This is a genomic window from Chelativorans alearensis (genome assembly GCF_010993735.1).
In the GTDB taxonomy this organism is placed as follows: Bacteria; Pseudomonadota; Alphaproteobacteria; order Rhizobiales; family Rhizobiaceae; genus Chelativorans; species Chelativorans alearense.
The window spans coordinates 74,535-95,861 of record NZ_WQNI01000022.1; the positions used below are offsets into that span (position 1 = coordinate 74,535).

At 64.5% G+C, this 21,327-nt stretch carries 20 protein-coding genes; 6 read left to right on the forward strand and 14 right to left on the reverse strand.

Annotation, left to right across the window (positions count from 1 at the left end; translation table 11 throughout):
• Positions 1-60: 60 nt before the first annotated feature.
• A complete protein-coding gene (locus tag GPJ75_RS25550; RefSeq protein WP_163272726.1) occupies positions 61-927 on the reverse strand; it encodes a D-amino-acid transaminase in 867 nt (288 codons plus the stop codon).
• Between the two features lie 280 nt (positions 928-1,207).
• Between GPJ75_RS25550 and GPJ75_RS25555 the strand changes: the two genes are divergently transcribed.
• The 4 genes from GPJ75_RS25555 (at position 1,208) to GPJ75_RS25570 (ending at position 5,540) form a co-directional block, all read left to right on the forward strand.
• Positions 1,208-2,641, forward strand: coding sequence for a UDP-glucose dehydrogenase family protein (locus GPJ75_RS25555; RefSeq protein ID WP_163272728.1), 1,434 nt, complete (start codon positions 1,208-1,210; stop codon positions 2,639-2,641).
• Positions 2,642-2,781: 140 nt separating this feature from the next.
• A complete protein-coding gene (locus tag GPJ75_RS25560) occupies positions 2,782-3,516 on the forward strand; it encodes a glycosyltransferase family 2 protein (protein WP_163272730.1) in 735 nt (244 codons plus the stop codon).
• Positions 3,509-3,841, forward strand: a complete 333-nt coding sequence (locus tag GPJ75_RS25565) for a lipid-A-disaccharide synthase N-terminal domain-containing protein (protein WP_163272732.1) — start codon at positions 3,509-3,511, stop codon at positions 3,839-3,841. The genes GPJ75_RS25560 and GPJ75_RS25565 overlap by 8 nt, the downstream gene beginning before the upstream one ends.
• A 31-nt stretch (positions 3,842-3,872) precedes the next feature.
• Positions 3,873-5,540, forward strand: coding sequence for an ArnT family glycosyltransferase (locus GPJ75_RS25570; RefSeq protein WP_163272735.1), 1,668 nt, complete (start codon positions 3,873-3,875; stop codon positions 5,538-5,540).
• Here GPJ75_RS25570 and trkA read toward each other — a convergent pair.
• The 6 genes from trkA to dusB all read right to left on the reverse strand — a co-directional run bounded on the left by trkA (position 5,521) and on the right by dusB (position 14,447).
• Entirely contained in the window at positions 5,521-6,897 is a 1,377-nt protein-coding gene (trkA, locus tag GPJ75_RS25575; protein ID WP_163272737.1) for a Trk system potassium transporter TrkA, read from the reverse strand. The two genes, GPJ75_RS25570 and trkA, sit on opposite strands and share 20 nt — an antisense overlap.
• Positions 6,898-7,030: 133 nt before the next feature.
• On the reverse strand, positions 7,031-8,392 hold the full coding sequence (gene ntrX, locus GPJ75_RS25580; protein ID WP_163272739.1) for a nitrogen assimilation response regulator NtrX: 1,362 nt from the start codon (positions 8,390-8,392) through the stop codon (positions 7,031-7,033).
• Positions 8,382-10,670: a sensor histidine kinase NtrY-like gene (locus tag GPJ75_RS25585; RefSeq protein ID WP_163272741.1), complete on the reverse strand. Its 2,289-nt coding sequence runs from the start codon at positions 10,668-10,670 to the stop codon at positions 8,382-8,384. Before GPJ75_RS25585 ends, ntrX begins: the two co-directional genes overlap by 11 nt.
• Positions 10,671-10,780: 110 nt before the next feature.
• Positions 10,781-12,262, reverse strand: coding sequence for a nitrogen regulation protein NR(I) (gene ntrC, locus GPJ75_RS25590; protein ID WP_163272743.1), 1,482 nt, complete (start codon positions 12,260-12,262; stop codon positions 10,781-10,783).
• The gene (locus tag GPJ75_RS25595) at positions 12,259-13,404 is read right to left on the reverse strand and encodes a two-component system sensor histidine kinase NtrB (RefSeq protein WP_163272745.1); all 1,146 of its coding nucleotides are present in this window, start codon (positions 13,402-13,404) and stop codon (positions 12,259-12,261) included. The genes ntrC and GPJ75_RS25595 overlap by 4 nt, the downstream gene beginning before the upstream one ends.
• Complete coding sequence (gene dusB / locus GPJ75_RS25600) at positions 13,401-14,447, reverse strand: tRNA dihydrouridine synthase DusB (protein WP_163272747.1); 1,047 nt, start codon at positions 14,445-14,447, stop codon at positions 13,401-13,403. Before dusB ends, GPJ75_RS25595 begins: the two co-directional genes overlap by 4 nt.
• 144 nt (positions 14,448-14,591) lie before the next feature.
• Between dusB and GPJ75_RS25605 the strand changes: the two genes are divergently transcribed.
• Both GPJ75_RS25605 and GPJ75_RS25610 read left to right on the forward strand, forming a co-directional pair.
• Positions 14,592-15,818 (forward strand): bifunctional 2-C-methyl-D-erythritol 4-phosphate cytidylyltransferase/2-C-methyl-D-erythritol 2,4-cyclodiphosphate synthase, encoded by a 1,227-nt coding sequence (locus tag GPJ75_RS25605; protein ID WP_163272749.1) that lies wholly within the window; start codon positions 14,592-14,594, stop codon positions 15,816-15,818.
• 7 nt (positions 15,819-15,825) lie between these two features.
• Entirely contained in the window at positions 15,826-16,323 is a 498-nt protein-coding gene (locus GPJ75_RS25610) for a CinA family protein (protein WP_163272751.1), read from the forward strand.
• Here GPJ75_RS25610 and GPJ75_RS25615 read toward each other — a convergent pair.
• The 7 genes from GPJ75_RS25615 to GPJ75_RS25645 all read right to left on the reverse strand — a co-directional run.
• Positions 16,305-16,760 (reverse strand): type II toxin-antitoxin system RatA family toxin, encoded by a 456-nt coding sequence (locus tag GPJ75_RS25615; protein WP_163272753.1) that lies wholly within the window; start codon positions 16,758-16,760, stop codon positions 16,305-16,307. The two genes, GPJ75_RS25610 and GPJ75_RS25615, sit on opposite strands and share 19 nt — an antisense overlap.
• 8 nt (positions 16,761-16,768) lie before the next feature.
• Positions 16,769-17,740, reverse strand: coding sequence for a lipoyl synthase (lipA, locus tag GPJ75_RS25620; RefSeq protein ID WP_163272778.1), 972 nt, complete (start codon positions 17,738-17,740; stop codon positions 16,769-16,771).
• A gap of 116 nt (positions 17,741-17,856) precedes the next feature.
• Positions 17,857-18,114, reverse strand: coding sequence for a GlsB/YeaQ/YmgE family stress response membrane protein (locus GPJ75_RS25625; RefSeq protein ID WP_163272755.1), 258 nt, complete (start codon positions 18,112-18,114; stop codon positions 17,857-17,859).
• An 81-nt stretch (positions 18,115-18,195) separates the two neighbouring features.
• Entirely contained in the window at positions 18,196-19,659 is a 1,464-nt protein-coding gene (lpdA, locus tag GPJ75_RS25630) for a dihydrolipoyl dehydrogenase (RefSeq protein WP_163272759.1), read from the reverse strand.
• Positions 19,660-19,710: 51 nt separating this feature from the next.
• Positions 19,711-20,268, reverse strand: a complete 558-nt coding sequence (locus GPJ75_RS25635; RefSeq protein ID WP_163272761.1) for an HdeD family acid-resistance protein — start codon at positions 20,266-20,268, stop codon at positions 19,711-19,713.
• Positions 20,269-20,284: 16 nt separating this feature from the next.
• Positions 20,285-20,923, reverse strand: a complete 639-nt coding sequence (locus GPJ75_RS25640; RefSeq protein ID WP_163272763.1) for an SGNH/GDSL hydrolase family protein — start codon at positions 20,921-20,923, stop codon at positions 20,285-20,287.
• A 261-nt stretch (positions 20,924-21,184) separates the two neighbouring features.
• On the reverse strand, positions 21,185-21,327 hold a 143-nt coding region (locus tag GPJ75_RS25645), incomplete at its 5' end, for a 2-oxo acid dehydrogenase subunit E2 (RefSeq protein WP_205602643.1).

Consider the following 21,327-nt stretch of genomic DNA (forward strand, 5'->3'; position numbering starts at 1 on the left):
GACTGCCCTCCTGCCACGCTCCCGCCAGCACCGTTATTCTTGAGCCGACTGCCCGAGTGGTTAACAGGCAGGACTTTTTTCCGCAACGTCAAAAAACGAGTGCCGCAGAGACAGGGTGAGCGAGCCGGGGTGGCCGTTGGCCACCGGTCGGCCATCGATCTCCACAACCGGCATGACAACGGTGGAAGCGGCTGTGATGAATGCCTCGCGCGCCGATTGCGCCTCCTCCACGGAAAACGCCCTTTCCTCGACCGCAAGGCCCATTTTTGCGGCCAAGTCAAGCACGGTCGCCCGTGTGATGCCGCGCAGTATGCCGAAATCGGCCGGCCGTGTCACCAACTTGCCGTCGGCCGTGATAATCCAGGCATTGGTGGCTGCCCCCTCCTTCACCATGCCGTCGGTGTCGAGGAACCAGGCTTCGGCCGCACCCGCCTCGCGCGCCTTCTGCCGCGCCAGCACATTGGGCAAGAGGCCCACCGTCTTGATGTCGACGCGCTCCCATCGGTTTTCCGGCACGGTGATGACTTTGACGCCCTTTTCCGCGCGCCTGGCAGCCGCCTTCGGGTCGAGGCGCTTGGCGGTCACGACGACAGCCGGTCTCGTGCCGGGCGCCGGGAAGACGTGATCGCGCGGGGCCACGCCGCGGGTGACCTGGAGATAGACCAGCCCGTTCTCGACGCCGTTGCGGCGGATCACCTCGCGCATGACGATCTCCAGCGCGCTGCGATGCATCGGCCACTCGATGGATAGTTCGGAGAGCGAGCGGCCGAGCCGGTCGAGATGGCGGGTCATGTCGATGATGTAACCGCGCGCCACCTCGCAGACCTCGTAGACACCGTCGGCGAACTGGTAGCCCCGGTCCTCGATATGCACTCCAGCCTCGGCATGGCGGACGTAGCGGCCGTTCACATAGGCAATGCGCGGCATCTTTTCTCCCTCGGCGACATCAGTCTTGGAAACCGTTGATATCGCTCCAATCGAAGAAGGGAAAGCGGTTTGAACGTCTTCGTCAAAGGCCGGCGCTCCCGCCGCCGCATACGACGAACGGAACGCCTTCGGGGCGGTACACGAAAGGCACCCTTGCCTATCCGATGTACAATGGATATACATATACTGGATGCCTACATAAACAGCGTCACAAACATATCCAATACGAAACTGTATAGTTTTAAAAATAATTGAACGGCAAAAAGCGGTAAGATTCGATTTGAAAGTCACGGTATTCGGCACCGGCTATGTTGGTCTGGTCCAGGCAGCGGTGCTCGCAGAGGCTGGTTTCGACGTTGTTTGCGTCGATGTCGACGCCGATAGGATCGAGCGTCTGAGGCAGGGGCGTGTCCCGATATACGAGCCTGGGCTCGATCCCCTGGTGAAGGAGAATTGCGCCAGGGGCAGGCTGTGCTTCACAACCGATGCCGCCGAGGGTGTCAGGCATGGTCTCGTGCAGCTCATCGCGGTTGGGACACCTCCCAGGGAGGACGGTTCGGTAGACCTCAAACAGGTCTTTTCCGCTGCCGAAACCGTCGCCGTGCACATGGAGGCTCACCGCGTCATCGCCATCAAGTCGACCGTGCCCGTCGGCACCGCGGACCTTGTCGCCGAGAGGATCAGGAAGACAATCGCAGTACGCGGACGCAGCACGTTGACCTTCGACGTCGCCTCCAACCCGGAGTTCCTCAAGGAGGGCTCCGCCGTAGCCGATTGCAGGAAGCCGGACCGCATCGTCATCGGTGCCTCCAGCAAGGCCGCGGAGGAAACGCTGCGCAAGCTGTACGCGCCATATAACCGAAACCACGAAAAGATCGTGGTCATGGACGTGCGCAGCGCCGAGATGACGAAGTATGCCGCAAACTGCATGCTGGCAACGAAGATCAGTTTCATGAACGAAATGGCGAACCTGGCTGAAGCCGTCGGGGCCGACATCGAGAAGGTGCGCCTTGGCATCGGCAGCGATCCCCGTATCGGCTATCACTTCATCTATCCGGGTGCCGGCTATGGGGGTTCGTGCTTCCCCAAAGATGTGCGCGCGATGATCGCAGCCGCCGCCGATCTCGGTCTGGAGGCCGACGTTCTCAAGGCTGTCGACGACCGGAACAGGCGGCAGAAGGAGGTCCTCGTCCACAAGATCATGAAGCATTTCGCCGGCGATATCGGGGGCAAGACCTTCGCTCTCTGGGGATTGGCCTTCAAACCGGACACGGACGACATGCGAGAGGCGCCGTCGCGGGCCATCATGGAGGCGCTTTGGCAGGCCGGTGCAAAGGTTCGGGCCTACGATCCCGCCGCAATGCCGGAGTGCCGCCGCATCTACGGCGAGCGCCCCGATCTCGTTTTGGCCGACAGTTGCGCGACGGCGTTACACGGGGCGGACGCGCTCGTGATCGCCACCGAGTGGAAGGCATTCATGGCGCCCGATTTCGGCGCGATTAAAGCGGCGCTTTCCACCCGGACCATTTTTGACGGCAGGAATCTCTATGATCCGGAGGTCGTCGCGGGGCATGGCATTCAATACTACTGCATTGGCCGTCCCGTCGCCGCTCCTTCTGACGCCGCCGCCGTGACAGCCATCCCCCGAACGGTTGGAAAACGAGGATCCGTCCGTCGTTTAGCCCGTATCCAGAATACGAATGAGCTGCAATAATTTGTATACATAAGTATCAAAACAAGACGGTAAACCAGCCCCGGTTCGACCGCCAAAACAGCGTTGTTTATGGAATAGCGAGAGGCCGGAGCTCTTCGTGGACGGCCCCGCACCGCATTAAAGCGATGGTGCTTATTCAAATGGAATCCGGACTGATCTCTATCGTCATTCCCTGCAAGAACGAGGCTGCGAACCTGCCTCCCCTGCTCGATGAAATTGAAGTCGCCATGATGGGGCGCAGGTTCGAAGTCGTCGTGGTGGACGACGGCTCCACCGACAATACGTGCGAGGTGCTTTCCACGGAAGCGCAGGTGCGCAAGTGCACGGTTCGGCATATCCGCCATGACCGCTCCGCCGGCAAGAGCCTTGCCCTGCGTTCAGGGGCGTTTGCCGCGCGCGGCGGCATCGTCGTGATGATTGACGGCGACGGCCAGAACGATCCGCAGTACATTCTGCCGCTGATCGATGCGCTGCTCGCGGGCGGTCCGAGCACCGGCATTGCGGCCGGACAGCGCCTGAAGCGGCAAGACGGCGCGCTCAAGCGGTGGGCATCGCGCTTTGCCAACTGGCTTCGCAACGGGATACTGAAAGACGACACGCGCGATACCGCGTGCGGAATGAAGGCCATCGGCACCGAGCTTCTGCGGAAGCTGCCCTTTTTCGAGGGCAGCCACCGTTTCCTGCCGGCACTCGTGATCCAGGAAGGCTACGGCGTGGTTCACCACGACGTCGTGGATCGCCCACGCCTTCATGGCACCTCGCACTATGGCATTCTCGACCGTGGGTATAAGGGCACGCTGGACCTGATGGGGGTCTGGTGGCTGCGTAGCCGGCGAAAAAACATGCCCAAGGTGGAGGAAATCGTCCATGGCTGACGTCCTCCAAAGCCTTGCCGAGTGGCTGCGAAGCGTTTTCATCCAGCAATTCGACGGCTGGGTTCTGCTGGGGTTTTGCGCCCAGTTCCTGTTCACGATGCGGTTTCTCGTCCAATGGCTCGCTTCGGAGCGGTCGGGACGAAGCGTTATACCGGTTGCCTTCTGGTTCTTTTCCCTCGGGGGCGGGGCGCTGCTGTTTATCTACGCCGTGCAACGGCATGATCCCGTCTTCATAGCCGGCCAAGGAATGGGCCTTTTCATCTACACCCGCAACCTCTGGCTGATCGCCCGAGAGCGCAAGGCAGCGCTCTCCGAAACTGGCTGAGTAAGCTGCTTACCCGCCAGGAGGAACGCCATTGAAGCGCGCCCTGTTTCTTACCCTGATTGTTCTCGCGATCACGGTTCCCGGCATCACCACCCTTCCCCCGATCGACCGCGACGAAAGCCGTTACGTTCAAGCATCGAAGCAGATGGTGGAAAGCGGCGACTATATCGATATCCGCTTCCAGGACGAGGCACGATACAAAAAGCCGATCGGTATCTATTGGCTTCAGGCCACCGCGGTAAAGACTATCTTCGGCGGTGCGCAGGCGCCGATATGGGTCTACCGCCTGGTATCGATTTCAGGTGCCGTCGCTGCAACGCTGGCGGTTTTCTGGACGGGTACCCGCCTCTTCGGCAGGACGGCGGGCCTGGCCGCGGGGCTGGTGCTATCGGCCATTCTCGGTGTCGCTTTCGAAGCGCGCATCGCCAAGACCGACGCCATGTTGCTTGCCTTTTCGATTGTCGCGCAGGGTGCGCTGGCGCAGATTTACGTGGCGGCGCGCAATAGCTCACCCGTCCGCCCTGCCCTTTCATGGCTTTTCTGGATCGCGCTAGGGTTCGGAATTCTGATCAAGGGGCCGATTACACCGCTACTGAGCGCCCTCACCGTCGCCACGCTTTGCTTCCTGGACAAGGATCGGCGCTGGCTGCGTGAGTTGCGGTCGGCGCGTGGCCTTGTGATTGCGATGCTCATTACCATGCCGTGGCTTGTCGCAATCAGTTCGAAGAGCGGCGGGGCCTTCTGGCACGAATCGGTAGGCAACGATCTTCTCGGCAAGGTGGTAAGCGGGCAGGAATCGCACGGCGCGCCTCCCGGATATTACATACTGACCTATGCGCTTTACGTCTGGCCCTTCGGCCCGCTGATGCTCGCGGCGGGGATTGCCGCCCTCAAACACCTGCGATCCGACCCGCGCCTGCTATTCCTCTTCAGCTGGTATGTCCCGTTCTGGCTGTTCTTCGAACTGCTGCCGACAAAACTGCCGCACTACGTTCTACCGGTTTATCCGGCGCTGGCGCTGGTGGCTGGATGGGCAGTGGCTGAAACGGCGTCTATTTCCAGCGTGCCAACCAGGCGCTGGGAAACGTGGCTCTACTGGCTCTCGGTTGCCGGAGCGGCTGTTGTCAGCATTGGCTTGTCGGCACTGGCGGTGGCCGGGCCCCTCTATCTTGGCGGGGGAGTGCAGCCGGCTGGCATCGTGGTCGCGGTGGCCGTGTTTGCCGCCGCCTACTTCGCCCTACCCGGGCGCGAGGGCGCCGATCTGCGCCGCATGGGAAGCGCGGTCGTGGCGGCGGGCATAGCCTACGGTCTCCTCTTCACGATGGTGGTCCCCTCCTTGGAGACCATTTGGTTGACGCCACGTATCGCTGCTGCCGTCAAGGTCAACAAACCCTGCACCAACTCCCGCCTCGCTTCAGCGGGATACCACGAGCCGAGCCTGGTTTTCCTGGTTGGCACGAAAACGCTTCTCACGGACGTCGAGGGAGCGGCAGACCACCTTCTCTCGGATCCCGTGTGCGCTCTTGCACTGGTACCGGCTTCCGAGGCTGCACGGCTTGCCGAGCGCGCAAGCGCGGGAGGAAAGAGCATCGTTCCGGTTGCGCTGATCGAAGGCGTAAATTACTCGAAGGGGAAAAGGCTCTCGCTGCGCCTGTTCAGGATCGAGGACAGGAGCGGCGTCAGAAAAACTCCAGGCTGACGCGGAAGAGCTGCTCGACCTGGCGCACCGCACTCTCCAGCGCGAAGATGACGACCCGGTCCTTGGGCTTGATGCGCAGTGAACCGCTCGGCTTGAGGACCGCGCCGTCGCGATAGACGGCACCGATGCGCATCCCGTCCGGCAGTTCCTGCTCGCTGAGCGGCGGGCCGACCAGCGGCGAGGTCTCCAGGGCCTCGGCCTCGAGGATCTCGGCTGCCCCCTTCTGGACGTTGTGGACGGCACGGATGCGGCCGCGGCGCACGTGCTGCAGAACCTTTGAGATGGTCACGGCGCGCGGGTTCACATGGGCATCGATGCCCAGCGTCTTGGCGAATTCGTGATAGGTGGGGTTGTTGATGAGCACCAGGTTCGACTTGCAGCCCAGCCGCTTGGCGATCACGCTCGAAAGGATGTTGACCTGATCGTCGTTGGTGAGAGCCACCATCAGGTCTGCATGGTCGATGTCGGCCTCCAGAAGCAGCTTCTGCTCGAGTGCACTGCCGTTGAGCACAACCGTGCGGCGCAAATCGTCGGCGATGGCGACGGCGCGATCGCGGTTGCTCTCGATGATCTTCACCTTGGTGCGGCTGCGCTTGCGTTCCAGCGAACGGGCGACGTAGCGGCCGATATTGCCGCCGCCGGCAATGACGATGCGGGTGGCCTCGGCCTCCTCATGCCCGAACAGGCCCAACGTGCGGCGCACCTGGTCCTTGGTGGTGACGACATAGGCCATGTCGCCGGCAATGAGCTGGTCGCCGGAATGGGGAACGAAAAGGTTGCCGTTGCGCGACACGCCCACCACGGTGGACGGCAGATCGGGGAAAAGCTCGGTCAGCTGCGCCAGCGGCGTGTTGATGACCGGGCACTCCTCCTGGCATTCGATCGCCACCATGGCCACGCGCCCGTCGGCGAAGGCCACCACGTCGGTGGCGCCGGGAAGAGCGATGCGCCTGAGCACCATTTCGCCCACCTCGAGCTCCGGCGAGATGATGACGTCGATCGGCAGGTGATCGCGCGAGAAAAGGTCCATGTAGTGGGACTGCAGATAGGACTGCGAGCGGATGCGCGCGACCTTGGTGGGCACGTTGAAGAGCGAGTGGGCAACCTGGCAGGCCACCATGTTGACCTCGTCGTAGAGCGTGACGGCGATGATCATGTCGGCCTGCTGGGCGCCGGCGGCCTCCAAGACCTCCGGATGCGCGCCGTGGCCGACGAAGCCGCGCACATCGAGCGCGTCGCGCACGCCGCGGATGAGCTCGGCCGAGGTGTCGATGACCGAGACGTCGTTTTGCTCCGCCGCCAGCCGCTCGGCAATGCCATAGCCGACCTGGCCGGCGCCGCAGATGATGACCTTCATGGGTTCGATCTCTCAGTGTGGGTAGGGAATAGTGAGTAGTGAATAGTGGCTGGCGGTCAACCGCCCCGTGAGCGCGCCCGTCCTCTATGTTCACCACATCCTACTCACTACTCACTATTCCCTACTCACTCTTTCATACCCCAAGCGACTTCAGCTTCCTGTGCAGCGCCGAGCGTTCCATGCCGATGAACTCGGCCGTGCGCGAGATGTTGCCGCCGAATCGGTTGATCTGCGCCAGAAGGTACTCCTTCTCGAAGAGTTCGCGCGCCTCGCGCAGCGGCAGCGCCATGATATGCTGGTCGCCTTGTGTCGGCACACGCGGCATGACGTCGCCGATCTCGGCGGGCAACAGGTCGGCGGTGATCGGCGTATCGCCGTCGTCGCCGCGCGTCAGGATCAGAAGCCGCTCGACGTTGTTGCGCAGTTGGCGAACATTGCCCGGCCAGTCGTGCGCCTGCAGAACGGCCAGCGCGTCCTCGCCGAGGCGGCGCGGCTTGATGCCCACCTGGGCGACGATCTGCTGCATGAAATGCTCGATCAGGACCGGGATGTCCTCGCGCCGCTCCGACAGCGGTGGAACGGCGACCGGCACAACGGCCAGTCGGTGGTAGAGATCCTCGCGGAAGCGGCCCTCGGCGATCATGGCCTCCAGGTTCCGCGCCGTGGAAGAGATGATGCGTACGTCGACCTTGACCCGCTTGGCGCCGCCTACCCGCTCGAACTGCTGGTCCACCAGAACGCGCAGGATCTTGGCTTGCGTCTCGCTCGGCATGTCGGCGACTTCGTCGAGGAAGAGCGTGCCGCGATGGGCCTCCTCCAGGGCGCCCACCTTGCGCTCGCTGCCGTTCGATTCAGTGCCGAACAGCTCGATCTCCATGCGCTCGGGCGTGATCGAGGCGGCGTTCACGGAGACGAAGGGACCGGTGCTGCGGCTGGAAACGGCATGGATGGCACGCGCGGCCAGCTCCTTGCCGGAGCCCGACGGGCCGATCAGCATGATGCGGCTGTTGCTGGGGGCGATGCGCTCGATCGTCTGACGCAGGTGGTTGATCGCCGGCGAGTTGCCGACGAGGTCGAAGCTCTCGCCGCTGCGCTTCTTCAGGTCCAGGACCTCGCGCTTGAGCTTGGAGGTCTCCAGCGCCCGCTCGCAAATGAGGATCAGCCGGTCGGCCTTGAAGGGCTTTTCGATGAAATCGTAGGCGCCGCGCTTGATGGCCGACACCGCCGTCTCGATGGTGCCGTGGCCGGAGATCATCACCACGGGCAAATCGGGATGCATCTCCTTGATCTTGTCGAGCAGCGCCAGCCCGTCGAGGGTGGAGCCCTGCAACCAGATATCGAGCAGCACCAGCCGCGGCACGCGCTCGGTGATGGCCGCCAAGGCGCCGTCGCTGTCGCCGGCGGTGCGCGCCTCGTGCCCCTCATCGCTCAAGATGCCGGCGACAAGCTCGCGGATATCTTCCTCGTCGTCGATGACCAGTATGTCAGACGCCATTATCGACCTTTTCCGTCTCTCCAGCAGAATTGCCCGCCCCTTCCCCGGAAACGCCGCCGGCCGGTGCACCCGGCAGGATCATGCGGATCATCGCCCCTACACCACCATGGAAGTTCGCCGGTGCGTCGTTGAGCTCCAGCCGCCCCCCATGGTCTTCGATTATCTTCTTGACGATGGCAAGGCCAAGGCCTGTGCCTTTCTCGCGCGTCGTCATGTACGGCTCGAGCAGCCGCTGGCGGTTTTCCCGCGGCAGGCCCTTGCCGTTGTCGATAACCGCCACCTCGATGGTCTTGCCCACCTGCCGTGCAATTATGCGGATCACACCCTGGCGCTCGCCGTCCTCGCGGATCGCAGCGTCGATGGCCTCCGAGGCGTTCTTGATGACGTTGCCGAAGGCCTGGCTCATCAGGCGCGTGTCGAAACGGCCGATCAAAGGCTTCTCGCCCAGCGCCCGTTCGACCCTGATGTCGGAGCGGCTGACCTCGACCAGGAAGGATGCCTCGCGCAGCGGCTCGCGCAGATCGAGCCGCTGGATGTCGGGCTTGGGCATGCGCGCGAAGGTGGAGAATTCGTCAACCATGCGGCCGATGTCGCCCACCTGGCGGATGATCGTGTCCGTGCACTGGTCGAAGACCTCGCGATCCTCGGTGATGACCTTGCCATATCGCCGGCGGATGCGCTCGGCCGAAAGCTGGATCGGCGTGAGCGGGTTCTTGATCTCATGGGCGATGCGCCGGGCAACATCGGCCCACGCCGAAGAGCGCTGCGCCTGCACGAGGTCGGTGATGTCGTCGACGGTGACGACGTAGGAGCGCTCGTCCGTCTCGCCGACGCTTTCCTCGGTGGTGATCTGAACGTTGAACGTGCGCTCGGCGCCGGCGCGGTAGAAGGTGAGCTGGTGGCGATAGACCTGGCGGCCGGACGTCCGCCCCATCTCGAACACGCGGCCGATCTGCGGCAGGACGGCGGAGAGGTTCTGGCCCACGGCCCGGTCGGTGGAAATGGCCAGCATGGTTTCGGCCGAGCGGTTGACCATGGAGACCGTGCCCCGGGCGTCGACGCCTATAATACCCGCCGTGACGCCCGAAAGCACCGCCTCCGTGAAGCGGCGGCGCTCGTCGATGACGTCGCGCGCGGAGATGAGCTCGTCGCGCTGGGTCTTGAGCTGCAGGGTCATCTTGTTGAAGGTGTCCCCCAGCGAGGCAACGTCACCGTCCGAGGGGCGGACGGGCACCGCCACGTCGAGATTGCCGGTCGAGACCGCGCCCGCCGCGCCGATAAGCTGACGGATCGGCCGCACCAGCCGGTCGGCCACGGCGATACCCGTCCAGATTGCCGCCAGCACGATGGCCAGCGTGACGACGAGGTAGAGCAGCGCGAAGGCAACCTGGGTGTTGATGCGATTCTCCTCCAGCGAGCGGTACTCGCCGGTGTTCTCCGCAACGATGCGCTGCGCCTTGATGACCTGGGGGTCGAGCTCGCGCAGGGCGTAGAGATAGACGTCGGGAATCTCGCGCAGCTTGACGATTGCCGCGATCAGGTTGCCCGGCGGCAGGTCGAACAGCACCGGCCGCCCTTCGGCCGCCCGCTGCAGGGCGCCGTCGGGCGGAGCGGGAATCTCGATCGGCTCGGGCATGTCCGCGCCCATGATGACCTCCTCGTCCTCCCGCATGAGAACCGCGTGGGCAAGGCCGCGGACCACCGCCTGCTGGGTGAGGCGCTGGCGGAAGCCGGTCCGGTCGAGATTGTAGAGGGAGCGGAGACGGTCGAGGTCGATCGCCATGGAGAGTGTCGTGCCCTGCAGATTACGGGCGTGATCGGACACGTAGGCGTCGGCGATGGACAGGGACGACTGCACGATGACGCGGGTCCGCAATTCGAACCAGCGGTCGAGGCCGACATCGAGCGTGATGGAGGCGACGATGGCGACGAGGATCGCCGGTATCGCCGCAACAAGCGAGAACATGGCGACGATGCGCACATGCAGCCTGGACGCCGCCTTGCCGCCCTTGCGCGCCGTATAGATGCGATGCGCCTCACGACCGATCAGCGCGAGAAGCAGGAGGACGAATGCGGCGTTGATGCCGATCAGCGCCAGCGTGGTGCCGGCATCGGGCGTGAACGGGGTAAGCCCCAGGAGAACGGCAAACGAGATGGCCGCCGTCACCAGCGCACCCGCGGCCGCCAGAATGCCCGGCAGCGCCATCAGGCGGCGGCCGTCATTCGGCGCGGAACGGTAAACCGGTTCTCCGGCCATGGCAGATGCCTGCGTACTCATCGATGCTCAACTCGGTGGCGCCAATGCCCAACGATCCAATTGCGTTGCAGGTATGCAACGCAATGTGGCGACTTTGCAACGCCTACCTTCTCCAGGCCGAAGAAGGAAAACTAACTGGGGACGACTTCGCCCGGCGGCTGCTTCGAGGCGCGGTACACGTCGACCCCCAATTCGCGTATCTTCTTGCGAAGCGTGTTGCGGTTCAAGCCCAAGAGTTCGGCGGCGCGAATCTGGTTCCCTTGCGTCGCCGCGAGTGCCGCCAGGATCAACGGATACTCCACCTCGGCCACGATCCGATGGTAAAGACCCGGCGGCGGCAGCGCCGCGCCGAAGCCGCGGAAGTGACGCTGCAGATACTGCTCGACCGCCTGGCCAAGCGGCAGGTCCTCGGGCAGTCCCTCGCCCTGGCGCGGACCCTCCGCGACCGCGGCGCCGCGCAGCTCGTTGAGGATGATTTCCTCGGAGATCTCGTCCTGCGGGTAGAGCGCGGCCAGCCGGCGCACGAGGTTTTCCAGTTCCCGCACGTTGCCCGGCCAGGCATATTGCATCATCGCGTCGAGCCCGCCCCTGGCGATGCGCTTGGCGTGCAAGCCCTCCTTTTCGGCCTGGCCGAAGAAATGACGCACCAGATCGGGGATGTCCTCGGCCCGCTCGCGCAGCGGCGGCAGGCGCAGCGGCACGACGTTGAGCCGGTAGAACAAATCCTCGCGGAACAGGCCCTGGTTGATGAGGGCGCGCAGATCCTTGTTGGTGGCGGCGACGATGCGCACGTCGGTCTTGATCGGCGTGCGCCCGCCGACGGTGGTGTATTCGCCCTGCTGGAGAACGCGAAGCAGCCGCGTCTGCGCCTCCATGGGCATATCGCCGATCTCGTCGAGGAACAGCGTGCCGCCCTCGGCCTGCTCGAAGCGGCCCGAGGAGCGCTGCTGGGCGCCGGTGAAAGCGCCCTTTTCGTGGCCGAAGAGTTCCGATTCGATCAGGTCGCGCGGGATCGCCGCCATGTTGATGGCCACGAAGGGCCCGTTGCGGCGGCGGCCGAACTCGTGCAGCGCACGCGCCACCAGCTCCTTGCCGGTGCCCGATTCGCCGCTGATCATGACGGTCAAATCCGTCTGCATCATGCGGGCGAGCATGCGATAGATGTCCTGCATGGCCGGCGAGCGGCCGATGAGCGGCATGGAATCGGGCGCATCGTTGGCACGGTTGTCGGCAGGCCGGCCCTTCGGCTCGGCAAGCGCCCGGCCGACGATGCTGAGAAGCTCCGTCAGGTCGAAGGGCTTCGGCAGATACTCGTAGGCGCCGACCTCGGAAGCGCGGATCGCGGTCATGAAGGTGTTCTGCGCGCTCATGACGATAACCGGCAGGTCGGGCCTGGTCTTGCGGATGCGCGGCAGCATGTCGAAGGCGTTCTCGTCCGGCATCACCACGTCGGTGATGACGAGATCGCCCTCGCCCGCCGACACCCAGCGCCACAGCGTGGCGGCGTTCGAGGTCACGCGGACGTGGTGACCAACGCGCGACAGTGCCTGGTTCAGGACGGTGCGGATGGCCGCGTCGTCGTCGGCCACCAGAATGCTGCCTTGTACGCTCATGCCTTCGATCCCGTTTTCTGCCGTCCGCCCCGTTCGCCGGCCTCTGCGCGCCAGGCCGGCATGAGGATGCGGAAGGTGGTGCCGCGCGAGGAGGAATCGCACTCGATGACGCCGCCATGGGCGCCGACGATCTTGGCCACCAGCGCCAGCCCGAGGCCGGAGCCGTTCTGCTTGGTGGTGATGAAGGGGTCGAAGATGATCGACCGGATGTCTTCGGAAACCCCAGGGCCGTTGTCGTGGACGCAGAACTCCATCGGCAACGACACGCGCTCGCGCGTGCCGGGCACGGAAAAGCGGATGCCGGGGCGAAAGGCGGTGGAAAGCTTTATCTCGCCGCCGCTTGTGTTTCCAATGGCTTCCGCCGCGTTCTTGATAAGGTTCAGGAAGACCTGGACAAGCTGGTCGCGGTTGGCCAGGACCGGCGGCAGCGAGGGGTCGTAGTCCTCGACGATGGATATATGGCGGGCAAACCCGTTCTGGGCGAGCGCCTTCACATGATCGAGGATGACATGGATGTTGGCCGGCTCGCGGTTCACCGGCCGCTCGTCGGAAAAGACCTCCATGCGGTCGACCAGGGCGACGATCCGGTCCGTTTCCTCGGTGATCAGGCGGGCAAGCGCCCGGTCCTCGTCGGAGACCACGTTTTCCAGAAGCTGTGCCGCACCGCGGATGCCCGACAGCGGGTTCTTGATCTCATGCGCGAGCATCGCCGCAAGCCCCGTCACCGAGCGGGCCGCACCCCGGTGGGTCATCTGTCGGTCGATCTTTTCCGCCATCGAGCGTTCCTGGAACATGATGACGACGAAGCCCGGCAACTCCGAGACCGGGGCGACGTAGATGTCGACGATCTTGTCCGAGCCGAGGCGCGGCGAGGAGATATCGACGCGGTACTCGTTGACCGGCGCGCGGCGCTCGCGCACCTGGTCCACCAAGGTCAGGAGCGGACTGCCGAAGGGCACGAAGTCGGAGAGCCGGTTGCGCGCCAGCATCGTCGCGCTCAGGCGGAAGAAGTCTTCGGCCTCGGCGTTGACGAATGGGATGAAGCCGTCGTCGTCGACCATGACGACGGGATGGCCGATGGCGTTGATCGCCAATTGCGCCACGTTCACGATGCTGCTGTCGGACAAGATATCGGCGCTCATGCGACCATCCTTTGAGGAGACGCGGGTCTTTGCGGAAATGCAGACATTTGCGAAGCGGCGGGCCCGGCGAACGCAACCGCCAGGTGGCTGAGCACCTTGGCCGGCTCCGTTTCCGTCATGATCGCCGGCCGCAGCATCGCCGCGGCATCGCCGCCGTGGCGCTCCAGGTACCAGCCCAGATGCTTGCGGGCGTGGCGCACGCCCTGCGCAATCCCGTAATGGGCGAGCATGTCTTCGTAGTGCGCGGCCACATAGCCGGCCATTTCGGCCGCATCGCGCGGAACGCCCGGGGCTTGCGCGCCGGCCGCGAAGTGGGCGAGCGCACCGGCCGTCCACGGTGCGCCGTAATGCGCCCTGCCGATCATGACGGCGTCTGCCCCGGACTGCGCCAGCATGGCGGCCGCCTCGGCCGGTCCCTCGCCGTCGCCGTTGGCGACGACCGGGATCGAGACCGCCTGCCCGACGCGCGCGATCGCCCGCCAATCCGCCCTGCCCTTATAGAACTGGCAGCGCGTGCGCCCGTGGACGGTCACCATGGCGATACCCGCTTCTTCGGCATGCCGGGCGATGACGGGTGCATTGAGGCAATCCTCGTCCCAGCCGAGGCGCATCTTCAGCGTCACCGGTACGGGTACCGCCTTCACCACGGCTTCGATCAGCGACAATGCGTGGTCGGGCTCGCGCATCAGCGCCGAGCCCGAATAGCCGCCCGTCACCTTCTTGGCCGGACACCCCATGTTGATATCGACGATGTCGGCACCCTCGTCCACGGCAATGCGCGCCGCTTCCGCCATCCAGTGCGCTTCGCGGCCGGCGATCTGCACCATGTGCACCTCGATCTCCGGCCGGCGGCGGATGCGGCGGGCACTCTCCGCCCTGCCCTTCGCCAATTCGCCGCTGGCCACCATCTCGGAGACGACGAGACCTGCGCCATGACGATGCGCGCGCAGACGGAACGGCAAATCCGTGACACCCGACATGGGCGCCAGGAAGACCCGGTTGCGCAGCGTTACCGCTCCGACACGCAGAGGACATGCAAGCATTTCTACAGGATTTTTGCTCAAAAAGCATGCACCTTTGTTCTTTGCCTAATTCTTAGCCACAAACCGCTCGGTGCGCAACGGGTTTGGCAGCGCCTTAGCAGAAATCCGTTGGCATTTCACGATTGCCGTGATTATCCCTCCCGCATGAACGCGCTTCTTGAACAGGGCAAGGCAGCGGCCAAGCGTCGGATTGCCGCGGTGATCGTCGCCGCGGGCCGTGGCGAGCGTGCCGGGCAGAACGGCAACGGGCCGAAGCAATACCGCCCCATCGGCGGCAAGTCGGTGATCCGGTACACGCTGGAAACCTTTGCCGCGCACGAGCGGATCGACACCATCGCCGTGGCGATCCACCCCGAGGACAGCACGCTGTTCGCGGCCGCCTGCGAGGGCATCGACGGCGACATCCGCGCTATTCCCGGCGGCCCTTCACGGCAGGAATCGACGCGCCTTGCGCTTGCCGCCCTCGCCGAAGTCGAGCCGGACATCGTCCTGATCCACGACGGCGTGCGGCCTTTTATCGACGGCGCCCTCATCGACCGCGTCATCGACGCCGTGGCCGACGGTACGGGCGCGCTTCCGGCCGTCGCCATTTCCGATACGCTGAAGCGCAGCGGCGCCGACATGCTGGTTAAGGGCACGGTGCCGCGGGCCGACCTCTTCGCCGCGCAGACGCCGCAAGGCTTCTCCTTCCCGACGATCCTTGCCGCCCACGAGAAGGCGCTCAAGGAAGGGCGTCTCGATTTCACCGACGATGCGGCGATCGCCGAATGGGCCGGCATTCCGGTGCGGCTCGTGGAAGGTTCGCCCGACAACACGAAGCTCACCTGGGCGCGCGACATGGCGCTTGCCGACCAGCGGCTGAGCGCGATGCGGATGCCGGACGTGCGCACGGGAAACGGCTATGACGTGCACGCTTTCGGCAAGGGCGACCGCGTGTGGCTCTGCGGCGTGGAGATCGCCCATGAGAAGGCGCTGCAGGGACACTCCGACGCCGATGTCGGCCTGCATGCGCTCACCGATGCGCTGCTTGCCACCTGCGGCGCCGGCGACATCGGCACCCATTTCCCGCCTTCCGACCCGCAATGGAAGGGCGCGCGCTCGCGCCTCTTCGTCGAGCATGCGGTGAAGCTTGTGCGGGGGCGCGGCGGGCGCATCGCCAATGCCGATATCACGCTGATCTGCGAGGCGCCGCGCGTCGGGCCGCACCGGGAAGCGATGGTGGCGGAACTTTCCGACATGCTGCGGATTGCGCCCGAGCGCGTTTCCGTCAAGGCGACGACCAACGAGAAGCTGGGCTTCCTCGGCCGCGAGGAGGGCATCGCCGCCATTGCGACGGCGACAGTCGTCTACCCCGACTTTCTGCCGGAGTGAGGCTTTCATGAGCGACGTCGAGATGCTGGCGAGAAGGGTGCTGCAGGCTTGCGAGGAGCGCGGCTTGATGATCGCCACGGCCGAATCCTGCACCGGCGGCATGATCGCCGCCGCCATCACCGATCTCGCCGGTGCCTCGAACGTGCTGGAGCGCGGCTTCGTCACCTATTCCAACGAAGCGAAAGTGGAGATGCTGGGAGTTTCGCCGCAGACGCTGGGGGCCCACGGGGCGGTGTCGGAAGAGACGGCGCTGGAGATGGCGGCCGGCGCGCTGGCCCATTCGCGCGCCGACATTACCGTCTCGGTGACCGGCATCGCGGGGCCTGGCGGCGGCACGGCGCAGAAGCCGGTCGGCCTCGTCTGGTTCGGCCTCGCCGTGAAAGGAAAGGAGCCGCGCGCGCAAAAGCGGCAGTTCACCAGCGGCGAACGCGCGCAGGTGCGCCGCGACAGCGTGGCGACGGCGCTCGGCCTCGTGCTGGAAGCGGTTTACGCGGACGGCCCGTAGACGGCGTCCGCCCGCCGCTCGAAGGCTTCGGAAAACATGCGGAAGGCGCGGTCGAACATGGCGCCCATCAGCATGCCGAGCATGCGGCTCTTGAACTCGTATTCGATGAAGAAGTGCACGTCCGTCTGGCTTTCGCCCGCCGGATCGAAGCGCCAGCGGTTCTGCAGGAAGCGGAACGGGCCGTCGATATAACGCACGTCGATAATGCGTTCCCCCGGTTTCAGGACCACCTGGCTGGTGAAGGTCTCGCGGATGGCCTTGTAGCCCACCGTCATGTCGGCCAAGAGGATCGTCACGCCGTCGCGCTCCTTGCGCGAGCGCACGTTAAGCGCCTCGCACATGGGCACGAATTGCGGATAGGCCTCGATGTCCGCCACCAGGGCGAACATCTGCTCGGGCGGGTGGTTCACCCGGCGGACCGTCTCGTGTTTGGGCATCGGAAGCTTTACGCCGTCCTGGCCGCCGAAAGCCGCGCCTCACGCGCCGCCCTGAGGCGGGTGAAGTCGTCGCCGGCATGGTGCGAGGAGCGCGTCAGCGGGCTCGAGGAAACCATCAGGAAGCCTTTGGTGTAGGCGATGGTCTCGTAGGACTTGAATTCCTCGGGCGTGACGAACTTCTTCACCGGATGGTGCTTGCGCGTCGGCTGCAGGTACTGGCCGATGGTGATGAAATCGACATCCGCCGAGCGCAGGTCGTCCATGAGCTGCTGCACCTCGTTGCGCTCCTCGCCGAGCCCCACCATGATGCCGGACTTGGTGAAGATCGACGGGTCCAGCTCCTTCACCCGCTGCAGGAGGCGGATGGAGTGGAAATAGCGGGCGCCGGGGCGCACGGTGAGGTACTTCGACGGCACGGTCTCCAGATTGTGGTTGAAAACGTCGGGCCTTGCCGCAACGACGCCCTCCAAGGCGCCGTCCTTGCGCAGGAAATCGGGGGTGAGGATCTCGATGGTCGTTTCCGGCGAGGTCTCGCGTATGGCGTGGATGACGTCGACGAAATGCTGCGCGCCGCCGTCCTTCAGGTCATCCCGGTCGACCGAGGTGACCACCACGTGGGTCAACCCCATTTCGCGCACGGCCCTGGCGACATTTGCCGGCTCATTCGGGTCGAGCGGGCCGGGAATGCCGGTCGCCACGTTGCAGAAGGCGCAGGCACGGGTGCAGATCTCGCCCATGATCATGAAGGTGGCGTGCTTCTTGTCCCAGCACTCGCCGATATTGGGGCAGCCGGCCTCCTCGCAAACCGTGACGAGGTTGTTCGACTTCACGATCTCGCGCGTTTCCAGATAGCCCTTCGAGGTGGGCGCCTTGACGCGGATCCACTCGGGCTTCCTGAGCACCTCCTGATCGGGCCGGTGCGCCTTTTCCGGATGGCGCGGGCGCGGCTTCGCGGAGACGGTGTCGAGAACGGTAACCATCATTTCCTCTGCTTCTTCAATTCGCCGGCCTGATTGCGCTTTTTACACATATAGAGATTACGGCGGGCGGCAAAAGCCCGCCTGCCTCTCGGCAGGCGGGCATGTCGATGATCGGCTCATCGCCCTCCGCGAATCAGCCGATAAAGCCAGATCAGGAGGCAGGCGCCGATAACGGCGACGACGAGCTGGCCGATGATGCCGCCGAAGGTGGCACCCATGAGTGCAATCAAAATCGCGTTGAGGACGACAGCGCCGACCACACCGAGGATGATGTTAAGCAGAAGGCCGTGCCCTGCGGCCTTCATGATATTCTCGGCGAGCCAACCGGCTATGCCGCCGATGATAATCGTCAAAATCCAACCTACACCCTCCATTCGAAGTCTCCTGCTTTGGTTGCGGATCGGTACAAACTATACGCCACAATCCTGCACCGGTTACCGCCGGCACAAGGCACTTCAAGCGTTCAGCGTCCGACCGTAGGCGTCGAGAACGCTCTCTTTCATCATCTCTGAAAGCGTGGGATGTGGGAAGATGGTGTGCATAAGTTCCTCTTCCGTGGTTTCCAGGTTCATGGCGATGACGAAACCCTGGATGAGCTCCGTCACCTCGGCGCCGATCATGTGCGCGCCCAGAAGCTCGCCGGTTTTCTTGTCGAGGATCGTCTTGACGAAGCCCTGGTCTTCGCCGAGCGCAATGGCCTTGCCGTTGGCGGCGAACTGGAAGCGGCCGACGCGGATGTCGCGGCCTTCTTCCTTGGCCTTCTCTTCCGTCAGCCCGACGGAGGCGACCTGCGGCTGGCAATAGGTGCAGCCGGGAACCCGGTTCTTGTCGAGCGCGTGCACGCCGGGCTGGCCTGCGATCTTCTCCACGCAGACGACGCCCTCATGCTCGGCCTTGTGGGCGAGCATGGGCGGGCCGGCGACATCGCCGATGGCGTAAATGCCGGGAACGTTGGTGCGTCCGTAGCCGTCGACGACGATGGTGCCGCGCTCGGTCTTCACGCCGGCAGCTTCAAGGCCGAGGTTCTCGATATTGCCCTGCACGCCGACGGCGGAGATGAGGCGCTCGGCGGCGATCTTCTCTACCTTGCCGTCTTTCATCTCGACATGGGCCGTTACCTTGCCGGACCCCTTCTCCACTTTCGTGACCTTGGCCTCGACATGGAACTTTATGCCCTGCTTCTCGAGCTGCCGCTTGGCGAACTTGGAGATTTCCGCGTCCTCCACGGGCAGGATCTGCGGCAGGAGCTCGATCACCGTCACGTCCGAGCCCATGGTGCGGTAGAAGCTGGCAAACTCGATGCCGATGGCGCCCGAACCCATGACGATGAGCGATTTCGGGATTTCCTTCGGCACCATCGCCTCGAAATAGGTCCAGATCTCCTTGCCGTCGGGCTCGATGCCCGGCAGGACGCGCGGGCGCGCACCGGTGGCAAGGATGATGTGTTTTGCCTTGTACGTTCCCTCGCCCAGCGTGGCCTTCGGGGCTGCCGGCTGCGGCTCCATCGGCTTCTTCGCCGGCTTGGAAACGACGACTTCGCCCGGCTGCGAACCCGCGGAAGCCTTGGCGATCTTCGCCTCTCCCCAGATGACGTCGACCTTGTTCTTCTTCATGAGGAAGCCCACACCGCCGTTGAGCCGGGTGGAGACCTTGCGCGAGCGGTCGACGACGGCGGCCGCATCCACGGAAACCTTGCCGTCCACCTTCAGCCCGTAATCCTTGGCATTTTCGACATAGTGCAGGATTTCGGCAGAGCGCAGGAGCGCCTTGGTGGGGATGCAGCCCCAATTAAGGCAGATACCGCCCAGATGCTCGCGCTCCACGATGGCCGTCTTGAATCCGAGTTGCGCCGAGCGCACGGCCGTGACGTAGCCGCCCGGACCGGAGCCTATGATGATGACGTCGTAGGTTTCAGCCACGGCTCAATTTCTCCTTCATTCAAATCACGCGCCCGGCGCGATTGCCGGTTTTCAAGTATTGCTGGCGGCACGCAGGCCGAAGGCCACCAGCAGCAGGAAAACGCCATTCGACAAGAGTTCGATGGCCAAGAGGATGCCGAGCACGGCGGAGGCCGACCACGGCATGTCGGCGAGGATCATGCCGCCCAGCACCAGGGACAGGAGACCCGAGACGAACACCCAGACCCAGCCGGAGATGGGCCTCAACGCATAGGCGTACATCAGCTTCACGACGCCCAGGACGATGAAGATGATGGCGACCAGAACCGTGAGCGAGATGATGCCTTCCATCGGCCGGAAGAGCAGCGAGAGGCCGATGGCAAGCGCCAGCGCTCCGAGCAGCAGCGACCACAGGAAGATCGGCCAGCTGCCGCGACGCAGCCTGAAGGCCTGGACGACCTGCAGCACCCCGAACAGCATGAACACCCATGCGGCCAAAAGAGCCGCCGTCATGGTCGCGGCGAACGGATTGGCGAGCGCAACGATGCCGCCGATGAGCGAGATGGCGCCGAGAATGGCAAGCCACACCCATGAAGACCTCAACTGTCTATGCTCGACGGAATTGGCCATTGTCATCCCTCCTTGATCAAAGGCCGAGTAATCGGCGGACCGCCGGTTCCAGCCCGTCGCCGATGGCGCGGGTGTTCCCGGCGTCCAGATGCACGCCGTCCAGAGACGTCGTGCGGGCGACCGAGCCGGCATCGAAGAAGGCACAGCCGGTGTCCTCGGCAAGCTGCGCGTAGAGCGGGGCCAGCTTCTTCGATTCGGCGATACCGCCCTCGAACATGGCGGCGAAGTCGGCATTGTCCGTGTCACAGAGCGGCGGCGGCGCGACGAGCAGGATGGCCGGCGCCTTCCCGTCGAAGGGATAGTCGTGGTGGCGGATAATGTCGATGAGCCGCCTCATGCCCTGCTTGGCGCCGACGGCGCGGCCGCAGATCACCGGCTTCATGTCGTTCGTACCGAGCATGATGATGACGAGGTCGAGCGGTGCGTGGGTGGACAGAAGCGTGGGCAGGATGCGCGCACCGTTCCGGTCGGCGCCGGCGAGCCAGTCGTCATAAGCCGTTGTGCGGCCGCCAAGCCCTTCGGGGATCACCCGCGCCGCCTCGCCCAGGCGGGCCTGAAGCGCGGACGGCCAGCGGTCCTCGTAGGCGTGCCGGCCCTCGGCCTCCGCGTTGTGGCCGTAGGTGAGGGAATCGCCGTAGCAGAGGATGGTTTTCATGGGCGTGGCCTCCGCGAGTCCCCTCCCCCTTGTGGGGAGGAGTGAGGGGTGAGGTTGGCCGCGACGAGTGCGAAACGGCCCGTCGCGCTTCTGCAAAGCTTCGGTGCATTCGCCTTTGCCTTCGCCGAGGCGACTTTCTCCGGTGGCTTATTCCACGGCATATCCCCCTCCAGTGATGTCGGCACGCGATCGCGCCCACCCCCACCCGACCCGCCGGCAAGCCGGCGGGCCCACCCTCCCCGCAAGGGGAAGGGATTGGCGTCACACCAGCATGCCAAACGGCTTCTCCACCAGCCGCTTGAAGGCGGAGAGCAGCTCGGCGCCGAGTGCCCCGTCCACCGCCCGGTGGTCCGTCGACAGCGTCGCCGACATGATCGTGGCGGCCTTGATCTCGCCGTTCTTGA